Raw genomic sequence first — 12,788 nt, 5'->3', positions numbered from 1 at the left:
CGGCCGTACGCTCACCCCCATGACGGACTCGCAGGACACCGAACGGCACGAAACCGACCGCCCGGAACCCGCGCCGGACACCGCCGCGTCCGGCAGCGCGGCCCCGGACGCCGCTGCTGACGCCCCGGACGCCCCGGCGCCGGACGCCGCGCCGGACGCCGCCCCGGACGGCGGGAACCCGGTCGCCCCCGCGCCCGCGGGCGCTCGTACCGCGGCCGACGTGGTCACGCCCGAGCTGGTCGCGCGCCTCACCGGCCCGGTGGTCGGCTCGGGCAGTACGGCCGGCCACTCGCCGTTCACCGGGCAGCGGCTCGCCGAGCTGCCCGAGTCCACCCCGGAGGACGTCGTCACCGCCTTCGCACGGGCGCGTGACGCGCAGCGGGCGTGGGCGGACACGCCCGTACGGCGGCGGGCCGCCGTCCTGCTCCGCTTCCACGACCTGGTGCTGCGCCGCCAGTCCGAGGCGCTGGACCTGATCCAGCTGGAGACGGGGAAGGCGCGGCTGCACGCGTTCGAGGAGGTGCTCGCCGTCGCCGTCGCCGCGCGGCATTACGGCCGCAAGGCCCCCTCGTACCTCGGCGCGAAGCGGCACACCGGCGCCATCCCGGCCCTCACCAAGGTGACCGAACTGCGCCAGCCGCGCGGCGTCGTCGGCCAGATCGCGCCCTGGAACTACCCGCTCGAACTCTCCGTCGGCGACGCCCTCCCCGCTCTCGTCGCGGGCAACGCGCTGGTCATGAAGCCCGACACGGAGACCGCGCTCACCGCGCTCTGGGCCCGCGAGCTGCTCATCGAGGCCGGGCTGCCCGAGAACGTGTGGCAGGTCGTCCTGGGCGAGGGGCCCGTCATCGGCACCGCTGTCGTCGAGAACGCCGACTACGTGTCGTTCACCGGCTCGACCCGCACGGGGCGCGAGGTCGCGCAGCGAGCGGCGGCGCGGCTCGTCGGCTGTTCGCTCGAACTGGGCGGCAAGAACGCCATGCTGGTGCTGCCCGACGCCGACCTCGACAAGGCGGCGCAGGGCGCGGTGCGCGGGTCGTTCTCGTCCGCGGGCCAGCTCTGCATCTCCATCGAGCGGCTGTACGTCCACGAGTCGGTCGCCGACGACTTCCTGGAGCGCTTCGCGGCCCGTACGAAGGCGATGCGGCTCGGCAGCTCCCTCGCGTACGGCGCCGACATGGGCTCCCTCGTCTCCCGGCGCCAGCTCGACACGGTGAGCAGGCACGTCGAGGAGGCCGTCGCGAAGGGCGCCAAGGTGCTCGCGGGCGGCCGGGCGCGGCCCGACATCGGGCCGCTCTTCTACGAGCCGACGATCCTCGACGGCGTCGAGTCCCCGATGGCGGTGTGCGGCGAGGAGACCTTCGGACCGGTCGTGTCCGTCTACCGTTTCTCTTCCGAGGACGAGGCCGTCGAACTCGCCAACAGCACGCCGTACGGCCTCAACTCCAGCGTCTGGAGCCGGAACGGCCGCCGCGCGCGCGGAGTCGCCGCCCGCCTCCGTACGGGCACCGTCAACGTCAACGAGGGCTACGCCTCCGCGTACGGCAGCGTGCAGGCCCCGATGGGCGGCATGGGCGACTCCGGACTGGGCCGCAGGCACGGTTCGGAGGGCATCCTCAAGTACACCGAGGCACAGACCGTCGCGCACCAGAGGGTGCTGCCGATGGCGCCGTCGCTGGGGATGAGCGAGGAGGCGTACGCGGCGTTCATGGGGCGTTCGCTGAAGCTGCTGAAGGCACTCCGCTTCCGCTGACCGGTGGGGCCTCGCGGCCCCCTTGCACCGCTTCCGTTTCCGCTCCGCTTCCGATCAGGAGACCCCGTGCAGGCGTACGACTACGACGTGATCGTCATCGGCTCCGGCTTCGGCGGAGCGGTGTCCGCCCTGCGCCTGACGGAGAAGGGCTACTCCGTCGGCGTCCTCGAGGCCGGCCGCCGCTTCACCCGCGAGTCCCTGCCGAAGAACTCCTGGGACATCCGGAACTACCTCTGGGCGCCCGCGCTCGGGCTCTACGGCATCCAGCGGATCCACCTGCTCGACAACGTCATGATCCTGGCGGGCGCGGGAGTCGGCGGCGGCTCGCTGAACTACGCCAACACCCTCTACGTACCGCCCGCGCCCTTCTTCCAGGACCGCCAGTGGGGCCACATCACCGACTGGCAGGACGAGCTGAAGCCGTACTACGACCAGGCGCAGCGCATGCTCGGCGTACGGCTCAACCCGACGATGACGCCCTCGGACGTCCATCTGAAGGCGGCGGCCGAGCGGATGGGCGTGGGGGACACGTTCCACTTCGCGCCGGTGGGCGTGTTCTTCGGGGACGGCAGGGACGCGGTGGAGGGTTCCGGGACCTCCGGGGACTCCGGGACCTCCGAGGGCGCCGAGGGCTCCGACGCGTCGGGCGGTTCCCGTACGGAGAAAGCCCCGGGGCCGAGCGCGGCCCCCGGCGGCGAGGTCCCCGACCCGTACTTCGGCGGCGCCGGCCCTTCCCGGCGCGCCTGCTCCGAGTGCGGCGAGTGCATGACCGGCTGCCGGCACGGCGCGAAGAACGCGCTCACCGAGAACTACCTGCACCTCGCAGAGCGCGCCGGCGCCACCATCCTGCCCATGACCACCGTCGTGGACCTCCGCGAGGTGGACGAGGAGGCGGACGAGGGCTTCCTCGTCGGCGTCGTCCCGACGGACACCCGGCGCGGGCGCCGCGCACGGCGCACCCGGCGTACGGCGGGTGCGCCGCGCGGGATGCGTACGCTGCGCGCCCGCAGGGTGGTCGTCGCCGCCGGCACGTACGGCACGCAGACCCTTCTGCACCGGATGCGCGACAGCGGCGCGCTGCCCCGTATGTCGGCCCGGCTCGGGGAGCTGACCCGTACCAACTCCGAGTCCCTGATGGGCGCCCAGACCGTCCCGCGCCGCTACCGCGAGAAGCACGCCGACAAGAAGCTCGACTTCACCCGCGGCGTCGCCATCACCTCGTCGATCCACCCGAACGAGAACACCCACATCGAGCCCGTCCGCTACGGCAAGGGCTCCAACGCGATGGGCGCCCTCACCACGCTCCAGGTGCGGCACGGCACGCGGCTGCCGCGCGTGCTCGCGCACGTGGGGACCTGCCTGCGGCACCCGAACCTCTTCCTGCGTTCGCTGTCGCAGCGCAAATGGTCCGAGCGCGTCATCATCGGCCTCGTCATGCAGACGCTGGACAACTCCCTCACCACGTACCGCAAGGAGAAGGGCCTCGGCAAGGGCCTGCTGACCGCACGGCAGGGCCACGGCGCGCCGAACCCGCTGCACATCCCGGAGAGCGCCGAGGCCGCCCGCCACCTCGCCGACGAGATCAACGGCTTCGCGGGCGCCAATGTCGGCGAGCTGATGGGCACCCCGCTGACCGCGCACTTCCTGGGCGGCTGCCCGATCGGGGACAGCGCCGAGAACGGCGTCATCGACCCGTACCAGCGGCTGTACGGGCACCCGGGCATCTCCGTCGTCGACGGCTCCGCGATCACCGCCAACCTCGGCGTGAACCCCTCGCTCACCATCACCGCCCAGGCGGAGCGCGCGATGTCCCTGTGGCCCAACAAGGGCGACGAGGACGCCCGTCCGGCACAGGACGAGCCGTACGCACGGCTGCCCGCGGTGCGGCCCCGTACGCCGGCGGTCCCGGAGGACGCGTTCGCCGCGCTCCGGCTGCCGGTCCTGCCCGTACCGGCGGTGCCGCCGAAGCGGAAGGCGCCGGCGGCCGACTGAGGGTTCACGGCTGACGGCTGAGCGCGGCCCGCCGCCGCGGGGACACGTACGCCGGGCGGGCCCGTACGGTCCGGACTACGGTGATCCGGGGGCCGGGCGGCCCGTGCCGGCCCCGGCCCCGGCCCCGGCACCGGCAGAAAGGCGTACGCGATGACCACGGCCCGGACAGTGACCCTCCCCTCCGGCGCCACGGTGCCCGCCCTCGGTCAGGGCACCTGGCGCATAGGCGAGGACCCAGCCCGCCGCGAGGGCGAGCTGACCGCGCTCCGGCACGGCCTGGACCTGGGCATGACGCTGATCGACACGGCGGAGATGTACGGGAGCGGCGGCGCCGAGGAGCTCGTCGGCGAGGCGGTACGCGGCCGGCGCGACGAGGTGTTCCTCGTGAGCAAGGTGCTGCCCTGGCACGCGGACGCCCGCGGCACGGTCGACGCCTGCCACGCCAGCCAACGCCGCCTGGGCACCGACCACATCGACCTGTACCTGCTGCACTGGCGGGGCGAGGTGCCGCTCGCGGAGACGGTCGAGGCGTTCGAAGGGCTGGTCGAGGAGGGCAGCATCGGCAGCTGGGGCGTCAGCAACCTCGACACCGGCGACCTCGCCGAACTGCCTGCCCACGCACGGGTTCAGACCGACCAGGTGCTCTACAACCTCGTACGCCGCGGCCCCGAGTACGACCTGTTCCCGCGCTGCCGGGAGCTCGCCGTGCCGCTCATGGCGTACTCGCCGGTCGAACAGGGCCGGCTGCTGCGCCATGAGGCGCTGCGCGCCGTCGCCGCCGCGCACGGCGCCACCCCCGCCCAGGTGGCGCTGGCGTGGGTGCTGCGGCACGACGACGTCATCGCGATCCCCAAGGCGTCCTCCGCGGAGCACGTGGCGGAGAATCACACCGCGCTCTCCCTGCGCCTGACGGAGGACGATCTCCGCGTACTCGACGAGGCGTTCCCGCCGCCGACGGAGAAGCAGCCGCTCGACATTCTGTGAGCCTCGACCTCTAGTGAGCGGGGCAGTCCCACCGAGAGCGCCGAAAGGCCCCGGGTGCCCGCCGGGTGGGTGGCGGCGTCCGCGGGGCCTTACGGCCGGCATCGGAGCCAGGGCAGCAGCGATGCCGGCGGGCGACGCCGGGGGGTAACGCCGCCGTCCGGTGGGAGCCTTGGCGAAAGCGCCCGAGTGGTGAACAGTGCTCGAACCGGCCGTCCAAGGTCACCAACATGGCTGGATACAGAGGGATTTACCCCACTCCGCATCGTCCTCGATGCGCGCCGGGCCCGCAACCGTACGGGGCGAATCGGGCGGTGATCGGTACACACCGCTCCGCGGAGCGGCCGGTCCAGGGCGTCCCCGGGACCGGCCGCTGGGCCCCCTGCCGTGGCAGAGGGTCGTGACCGGGCTGCTGTCCCCTGCTGTCCGGTCACTGCACCGAAGCGAGGTCCCACGACGCGGTCGCTCCCGTTCCGAGGAGCCGCGTCTCATCGCTCCGGTGATGCCGCCCCTGAGCCGCCGGGCGCCCAGCCGGCTTCGGGGACACTCCATCCAACGAGAACCGCCGGGAGCGGTCACGCGCCGTACGGGTGACCGGCCGCTCGCCGTATGCGCGCGCGGGGCACGTACGAGCGCACCGCGTACGCCCGCCGCATGCCCTCGGCGGCGCGCACCCGCGCCACACCGGCCGGTGTCACCTGTGCCGGGACCGGACCCGCCGGGTTCACACCGGCCGTGTCACACCTTTCCGCGGCTCAGCTCCAGCAGCGTCATCGCCAGCGCGGTGCCGGGGCGGCCCAACTCGTCGCGGTAGCGGGCGAGGATCTCCATCTCGCGGGAGAGGTTCACGCGGCGGCCGCCGGAGCCGATGCGCGCCCGCTGGATACGGGCGGACACGGACACCCGTTCCTGGACGAGGGCGATGATGCGCGCGTCCAGCTCGTCGATGCGTTCTCGTGCGCCGGTGATCTCCGCCGCCGCCTCGGCGTCGCGTGCGCCCGTGTCCGTGGCCGGCGCGGTGTCCGTGGCGGGCGCGGTGCGGGGAGTGCTCGTACTGGTGGTCATGGTCTCTCCGGGGCTCGGGGCGGAGCCCGGTGCCGTCCGGCCCGTGGACGGAGCGAACGCAGCGCGCCCCGGGCCTTGACCGGCCCGGGGCGCCTGGGAAGTCGCTTGTCAGTGGCTCAAGCAGCACGACCATGGCAGCCGGACGGGCCGGTGCCATAGGTAAACCAGAAGGTCGTCTGCGTGGGCATGGCGCCCAGTATGCCGACCGCGCGGAGCCGGGGCCGGCACGAGCCGCATTCTGAGACGCCCGGCGGCCCCGGTAGAATTGCCCGGGTCCACCCCTTCAGCTGCGGTTCCCCGTCCCCGCGGGGCGCGCAGCCGCCCGCTCCACCGCCGAAAGGCCGCCCCGTGGCATCAGAGCCCACCGCCGCGTCCGACACCTCCGCTTCCCACCCGGCAGCGACCTCCCTCGCCGGGACCGGCCCCGCCGCGTCCGCGGTCGCCGGGCCGGCCGCGGAGCCGGACACGGTCCTGGTCGTCGACTTCGGCGCGCAGTACGCCCAGTTGATCGCGCGCCGCGTGCGCGAGGCCCGGGTGTACAGCGAGATCGTCCCGCACACCATGCCCGCCGCGGAGATCCTCGCCAGGAACCCGAAGGCGATCATCCTCTCCGGCGGCCCCTCCTCCGTGTACGCGGACGACGCGCCCTCCATCGACCGCGCGCTCTTCGAGGCCGGCGTCCCCGTCCTCGGTCTCTGCTACGGCTTCCAGCTGATGGCTCAGGCTCTCGGCGGCACCGTCGACAACACCGGCAGCCGCGAGTACGGCCGTACGGACCTGTCCATCGCCAAGCGCGGCTCCACCCTCTTCGAGGGCACTCCCGGCGAGCAGCAGGTGTGGATGTCGCACGGCGACGCCTGCTCGGCGGCCCCGGAGGGCTTCACCGTCACCGCGTCCACCGCGACGGTGCCGGTCGCCGCCTTCGAGAACGACAAGCGGAAGCTCTACGGCGTCCAGCACCACCCCGAGGTCATGCACTCCACGCACGGCCAGCAGGTGCTGGAGCACTTCCTGTACCGCGGCGCGGGCCTCGCCCCCTCCTGGACCACGACCAGCATCGTGGACGAGCAGGTCGCGGCCATCCGCGAGCAGGTCGGCAGCAAGCGCGCGATCTGCGGACTGTCCGGCGGCGTCGACTCGGCGGTCGCCGCGGCGCTCGTACAGAAGGCCATCGGCACCCAGCTGACCTGCGTGTACGTCGACCACGGGCTGATGCGCAAGGGCGAGACCGAGCAGGTCGAGAAGGACTTCGTGGCCGCCACGGGCGTCCAGCTGAAGGTCGTCGACGCCGCGGACCGCTTCCTCGACGCGCTCGCCGGGGTCTCCGATCCGGAACAGAAGCGGAAGATCATCGGGCGGGAGTTCATCCGGGTCTTCGAGCAGGCGCAGGCCGAGCTGGTGGCGGAGGCGGGCGCGGCCGGCGAGGACGTCGCGTTCCTGGTCCAGGGCACGCTGTACCCGGACGTCGTCGAATCCGGCGGCGGCTCCGGCACCGCCAACATCAAGTCCCACCACAACGTCGGCGGCCTCCCCGAGGACCTGGAGTTCGAGCTTGTGGAGCCGCTCCGGAAGCTCTTCAAGGACGAGGTCCGGATGGTCGGCCAGGAGCTGGGGCTGCCGGACGAGATCGTCCAGCGGCAGCCGTTCCCCGGGCCGGGGCTCGGCATCCGTATCGTCGGCGCCGTCGACCGCGAACGCCTCGACCTGCTGCGCGAGGCCGACGCCATCGCCCGCGAGGAGCTCACGGCCGCGGGTCTGGACCGGGACATCTGGCAGTGCCCGGTGGTGCTCCTCGCCGACGTCCGCTCGGTCGGCGTCCAGGGCGACGGCCGCACGTACGGCCACCCCGTCGTGCTCCGCCCCGTCTCCTCGGAAGACGCGATGACAGCGGACTGGTCCCGGCTCCCGTACGACGTCCTGTCCCGCATCTCGACCCGCATCACGAACGAGGTGCGCGACGTCAACCGCGTCGTCCTGGACATCACGAGCAAGCCGCCGGGCACGATCGAGTGGGAGTGACCCCCGGGTCCTCGGCCGCGCGGCCCTTCACGCTTTGAGCTGAAGGGCCGGGCTTTTCCTCCCGCTAGTCTGGACGCACGGCCAAGAATCCCGTCCATGGGAGGAACCATGACTGCCGAGCCGTTCCAGACCGGCACCTCGTGGCCGATGCCGCCGCAGGACGGCTACACCGTGGACGATCTGTTCAACCTGCCTGACCTCCCGCCGCACACTGAGTTGATCGACGGGAGCCTGGTCTTCGTGAGCCCGCAGCGGGACTTCCACATGCTGGCCCTCTACCTCTTGGAAAGAGGCCTGCGGTGTTCTGTTCCCGAGGACTTGAGGGTCAAGCGCGAGATGGCCGTGGTCCTGAGCCGGAAGAGCGCTCCGGAGCCGGACTTGTTCGTCGTCCATGCCTCCGCAGTGACCAGCCGCAGACAGACCCGCTACGAGGCCATGGACGTCGTCCTCGTGGTGGAGGTCGTCTCTCCTGAGTCGGAGGAGCGCGATCGAGACACCAAGCCGTACAAGTACGCCAGGGCGGGCATCCCGCACTTCTGGAGGGTGGAGATGAAGGGGGACGACGACCACCCGGTCGTCTACGTCTACGAGTTGGACACGGTGACCCGCTCGTATGTCGCGACCGGCATCCACCACGACCGGCTGAAGCTGTCCGTGCCGTTCGACATCGACATCGATCTGGCGGAGATCGACCGGCTGTAGCGGTCGGCTGGCCTCGGCGTCAGCGGGCGGCGAAGCGGTCGAGGGCCGCCCGTTCCCGTGCGCGCATCTCATCGCTGCCCAGGTGGCCCGAGTCGGACACGACCTGCAGTTCCGCGTCCGGCCACGCACGGGCGAGTTCCCACGCGGTGCTGAGCGGGCCGCCCAGGTCGAATCTGCCGTGGATCAGCACGCCCGGGATGCCGGCCAGGCGGCCGGCGTCCCGGAGCAGCGAGCCCTCGTCGAGCCAGGCGCCGTGCGCGAAGTAGTGCGAGGCGATCCGGACGAGGGCCAGGCGGGCGGGGGAGGGGCGGCCGGTGTACGGGGTGGGTGGCGAGTTCGGCTCCAGCGAGATCACCGCGTCCTCCCACGCGCACCAGTCGTTCGCCGCCTTCGTCCGCACCTCCGGGTCCGGGTCCGCCATGAGCCGGGCGTAGGCCGCGACCAGGTCTCGGCCCCGGCTGTCGGGGCCGGGTGCGCCGGGGGCGCCGGCCCGGAACCGTTCCCACTCGTCGGGCAGGAACCGCGCCACGCCCCCGTACAGCCAGTCGATGTCCGAGCGCCGGGTCATCGTGACGCCGCAGAGGACGATCTCGGAGACGGTCCGCGGGTGGCGTTCGGCGTAGGCGAGGATCAGTGTCGAGCCCCAGGAGCTGCCGAAGAGCAGCCACCGCTCGATGCCCAGGTGGGTGCGCAACAGCTCCATGTCCGCGACCAGATGGTCCGTCGTGTTGCTGCTCATGTCCGTGGCCGCGGCGCTCGCGTGCGGGGTGCTCCGGCCGCAGCCGCGCTGGTCGAAGAGGACGATGCGGTAGCGGTCGGGGTCGAAGTACCTGCGGACGCCCGCGCGGGCGCCGGAGCCCGGGCCGCCGTGCACCCAGACTGCGGGCTTGCCGTCCGGGTTGCCGCTGACCTCCCAGTGGACGAGGTTGCCGTCGCCGACGTCGAGCATCCCCTGCTCGTACGGCTCGATGGGCGGATACAGCTCAGTCATGTCACCCCTCCCTCTCCGCTCTCATTCAGCGGCCGACAATACAACAGCGCTGTTATATTTCTGCCATGACCCCGCCCGTCCCCTCTGACCCGTCTCGTCCGCCCGCTCCTTCCGCCGTGCCGGAGCCGGAGCCGGAGCCCGGGCCGGAGCTGCTCGGCACCCGGCTGCGCCACCTGCTCGACCTCATGGAGGCCGATGTCGCCGCCGTGTACGCCGATCTCGGACTGCCCGACGGATACCGGCCGCGGTTCACCCCCGTCATCCGTACGCTCGCCGCCACGGGTCCACTGCCGATCCGCGATCTCGCGACGGCCATCGGCGTCACGCACTCCGCCGCCAGTCAGACGGTGGCCCAACTGGTCAAACGCGGGCTCGTCGACACCGCGCCGGGCACCGATGCGCGCCAGCGGGTCGTACGTCTGACGGCGGCGGCCGAGCCGCTGCTTCCCGCGCTGGAGGCCGAGTGGGCCGCGACGAGCGCGGCGGCCGCCCAGTTCGAGGAGGAACTGCCGTACCCGCTGAGCCGGTTGATCGGCGAGGCGCTCGAGGCGCTGCGCCGCCGGCCGATGCGGGAACGGATCGCGGCCACCGCCGCGCCGCACGGCACCGCGCCGCACGGCACCGCACCGCGGTGAACCGGCCCGCCTACCGCGCCAGTTGGCCGGAATGCGGTGGGGGACGGCCCCGCTCGCGGCGCTAGCGTGGGGAGGCGCAACGCGACACCGTCCGTGGCCGGTTGGCCGCCGAGCCGCAATCCGCCTCCGGGGGGCACCGTGCAGGATCCGGCCGCCGGGGAAACACCCGCGCACAGAGCTCCCGCCCAGGGCACGCCCGAAGAGGCGTCCGCCGAGCGGACGTCCGCAGCCGGGGCCGAGCCGCCGCCGGCGCGGCAGGCCCGTACGCGGTCACGGCTCGCAGGCGTCTACACCGGCTACACCGGAGGCAAGGACGCCCACGAGGACGACCGCAGGCTCGCGGAGGCCGTGGGCAGGATCAACCCGACGGCCGTGCTCTGCGCCGAACAGAACCGCGCCTTCATGCACCGCGCCGTCCGCTGGCTCGCCGCGGAGGCGGGCATCCGGCAGTTCCTCGACATCGGCTGCGGTCTCCCCGTCCATCCCGATCTCCACGACGTGGCCCAGGCGGTCCGGCCCGACGCGCGTATCGCGTACGTCGACAACGAGCCGACCGTCCTGGTGCACGCCCAGGCGCTGGCCCGCAGCACACCCGAAGGCAGGGTGACCGCCTTCGCGGGGGACGTACGCGACCCGGAGGGCGTCCTCTCCGATCCGCGGCTGTCCGCCACGCTGGATCTGACCCGGCCGGTCGCCGTGTGCGTGATCGCGGTGCTCCACTTCGTGCCGGACGGAGCGCGCGACGCGCGCGGCATCGTCCGCCGGCTGCTCCGCGACCTGCCCTCCGGCAGCTTCTTCGTCTGCTCCCACGTCACTTCGGAGTTCGCCCCCGTGATGCTCGAACGGGCCTCACGTGAATACCGGCGCGCCGGGCACGCGGTGGCGATCCGCAGTCGCGCGGAGATCGAGCGGCTCTTCGACGGTCTCGAACTCGTCCCGCCCGGCGTCGTTTCCGTGCACCACTGGCGCCCCGACGACCCCGCCGCGGCCGCGCTGGACGAGGCCGCGATCAACGGCCTCGCCGGAGTCGGCCGCGTCCCGTGACGCGCTGACGCGCCTGTCACCTGCACCTTGCGCTTCCCCATGGCGCATCCCCCGCCTCTTCGCTTTCCCGGATCCCGCCAGTTCGTGTTGCCAAGCTGTGTTGAGATGTAGTACACCTTATACATGAGCGAGCAGGTGCACAACCGACTGGCGATGGTGCGGGCAGAGCGAGAGGTCTCGCGGCAGCGTCTGGCGGAAGCAGTCGGCGCCCACTACCAGACGATCGGGTACATCGAGCGGGGGCAGTACAACCCGAGTCTCGACATGGCCCTGCGCATCTCGGCTTTCTTCGAGTTGCCGGTGGAGGCGCTGTTCTCGCTGGAGCCGTTCCGGCCGCTCACGGACGAGGTATACAGGCACGGAAAGAAGGCGACACCATGACGGGGACCAACGCACAGCGGACCACGCGCTACGACCGCTGGACGTACGGCAAGATGAACGACTCCCGGCTGAGTCATCTGCACGCCACCCGTGCGCAGCGGCACCGGATCGTGGCTGCGCACGTCGTGGTGACAGCCGCCGCGACCGCCGGGCTGATGCTGTTGTACGGCCTCGGGCAGCCCTGGTGGCTGGCGCTGCTGGTGGGGGCGACGGTCCTGTGGATCCCGCTGACCGGCCTGCTGAATTCCATGACGCGGGGCCTGCTCGAGCTGCGTCTCCGGATACTCGACGAGCGCCAGGTCGCCGAGCGCGAGGCGGTCCTCGCGCGGGCGCACCGCGGCACGCTGCTGGTCATGGTCGCGTGCTTCCTGGGGGTCATCGCGGCGCACGCGGCGGGCGCGACGATCTCGGAGCTCGGTGGGCCGATCGCGGCCGTAGGGGCGGCGACGCTCGTAGTCCACTGGCTGATGCCGCTGTGGATAGCCGGTTTCCGTGCGGAGGACGAGCCGGGGGAGGACGAGATGCCGGCCACGAGCTGACGCCGACGGGACGCGGGGGCAGCGCGTGGGTTGCCTACTCCTCCGTAGCGCGTTATGCATGACTCATGCATGATGAGACGGAGGAAGCTACGGCAGGCAACGGCGCGGGCACGCGCGCGCCGAGCCCGCGTCCTGCGGGCCGCACTGCGAACCTGCTCGGCGCCACCGCGCTCGCCGTCACCGACCTGGCGCTCACCGACGCCTCGCGGGCGGCGGGAGTGAGCGCCAGCGGCGCCGCCGCGCTGGTCGCCCTGTCGGCCGCGCCCGGCCTCAGCGTCACCGAACTGGGCCGCCGGGTGGGGCTCTCCCAGTCCGCGGCGGCCCGCATGGTGGACTCGCTGGAGGCGGGTGGACTGCTCGAACGGCGGCCCGGGCCGGGCCGCTGGGTGGCCGTCCACCTCACCGCGACCGGCACGCGTACGGCCGAGGGGCTGCTCGCGGCCCGGAGCGCGCCGCTCACCGAACTGGTCGCTGTCCTCGACGAGAAGGAGCGGGAGGAGCTCGACGGCCTGCTGGCCAAGCTGCTGACCCGGCTCTACGCGGACGTCGGCAGTGCGGACCTGCTGTGCCGGCTGTGCGACCGTAAGGCCTGCGTACGGGGCGCGGTCTGCCCCGTCGGCGAGGCCGAGCGGTGCGCGGGGCGTGCGGAGCGCGACGAGTCGGAAGGGCCCGAAGGGCGCTGACGA

Annotated in this window: 12 protein-coding genes; 10 read left to right on the top strand and 2 right to left on the bottom strand. The window is 72.6% G+C overall.

The genetic code is table 11. From position 1 onward, the window contains the following. The first annotated feature begins 19 nt into the window (after positions 1-19). From DVA86_RS30030 to DVA86_RS30020, 3 genes are all read left to right on the top strand, one after another. Entirely contained in the window at positions 20-1,753 is a 1,734-nt protein-coding gene (locus DVA86_RS30030; protein ID WP_208883051.1) for a succinic semialdehyde dehydrogenase, read from the top strand. Between the two features lie 66 nt (positions 1,754-1,819). Next, the gene (locus DVA86_RS30025) at positions 1,820-3,745 is read left to right on the top strand and encodes a GMC family oxidoreductase (RefSeq protein ID WP_208883049.1); all 1,926 of its coding nucleotides are present in this window, start codon (positions 1,820-1,822) and stop codon (positions 3,743-3,745) included. 150 nt (positions 3,746-3,895) lie between these two features. Further along, on the top strand, positions 3,896-4,729 hold the full coding sequence (locus tag DVA86_RS30020) for an aldo/keto reductase (protein ID WP_208883048.1): 834 nt from the start codon (positions 3,896-3,898) through the stop codon (positions 4,727-4,729). A 735-nt stretch (positions 4,730-5,464) separates the two neighbouring features. Here DVA86_RS30020 and DVA86_RS30015 read toward each other — a convergent pair. Next, positions 5,465-5,791 carry a chorismate mutase gene (locus DVA86_RS30015; protein ID WP_208883046.1) on the bottom strand — a complete coding sequence of 109 codons (327 nt, stop codon included), beginning with the start codon at positions 5,789-5,791 and terminating at the stop codon, positions 5,465-5,467. A gap of 471 nt (positions 5,792-6,262) precedes the next feature. On the opposite strand from DVA86_RS30015, the gene guaA reads away from it, so the two are divergent. Continuing rightward, positions 6,263-7,810 carry a glutamine-hydrolyzing GMP synthase gene (guaA, locus tag DVA86_RS30010; RefSeq protein ID WP_208885351.1) on the top strand — a complete coding sequence of 516 codons (1,548 nt, stop codon included), beginning with the start codon at positions 6,263-6,265 and terminating at the stop codon, positions 7,808-7,810. 108 nt (positions 7,811-7,918) lie between these two features. After that, a complete protein-coding gene (locus tag DVA86_RS30005) occupies positions 7,919-8,512 on the top strand; it encodes a Uma2 family endonuclease (protein WP_208883045.1) in 594 nt (197 codons plus the stop codon). 19 nt (positions 8,513-8,531) lie between these two features. Here DVA86_RS30005 and pip read toward each other — a convergent pair whose 3' ends face one another. Continuing rightward, positions 8,532-9,503, bottom strand: a complete 972-nt coding sequence (pip, locus tag DVA86_RS30000; protein ID WP_208883044.1) for a prolyl aminopeptidase — start codon at positions 9,501-9,503, stop codon at positions 8,532-8,534. A 65-nt stretch (positions 9,504-9,568) separates the two neighbouring features. Here pip and DVA86_RS29995 point away from each other — a divergent pair, with 65 nt between their 5' ends. The 5 genes from DVA86_RS29995 (at position 9,569) to DVA86_RS29975 (ending at position 12,785) form a co-directional block, all read left to right on the top strand. Next, positions 9,569-10,138, top strand: a complete 570-nt coding sequence (locus tag DVA86_RS29995) for a MarR family winged helix-turn-helix transcriptional regulator (protein WP_208883042.1) — start codon at positions 9,569-9,571, stop codon at positions 10,136-10,138. A 138-nt stretch (positions 10,139-10,276) separates the two neighbouring features. Beyond that, entirely contained in the window at positions 10,277-11,182 is a 906-nt protein-coding gene (locus tag DVA86_RS29990; RefSeq protein ID WP_208883041.1) for an SAM-dependent methyltransferase, read from the top strand. 123 nt (positions 11,183-11,305) lie between these two features. After that, positions 11,306-11,563 carry a helix-turn-helix transcriptional regulator gene (locus DVA86_RS29985; protein ID WP_208883040.1) on the top strand — a complete coding sequence of 86 codons (258 nt, stop codon included), beginning with the start codon at positions 11,306-11,308 and terminating at the stop codon, positions 11,561-11,563. Further along, the gene (locus tag DVA86_RS29980; protein ID WP_208883038.1) at positions 11,560-12,102 is read left to right on the top strand and encodes a hypothetical protein; all 543 of its coding nucleotides are present in this window, start codon (positions 11,560-11,562) and stop codon (positions 12,100-12,102) included. The genes DVA86_RS29985 and DVA86_RS29980 overlap by 4 nt, the downstream gene beginning before the upstream one ends. Before the next feature lie 65 nt (positions 12,103-12,167). After that, positions 12,168-12,785: a MarR family winged helix-turn-helix transcriptional regulator gene (locus DVA86_RS29975; RefSeq protein WP_208883036.1), complete on the top strand. Its 618-nt coding sequence runs from the start codon at positions 12,168-12,170 to the stop codon at positions 12,783-12,785. Positions 12,786-12,788: the final 3 nt, after the last annotated feature.

Origin of the sequence: Streptomyces armeniacus (assembly GCF_003355155.1) — a bacterium.
Classification (GTDB): Bacteria; Actinomycetota; Actinomycetes; order Streptomycetales; family Streptomycetaceae; genus Streptomyces; species Streptomyces armeniacus.
Note: the sequence above shows the minus strand (reverse complement) of the source record. Positions and strands in the feature narration are given on the sequence as shown.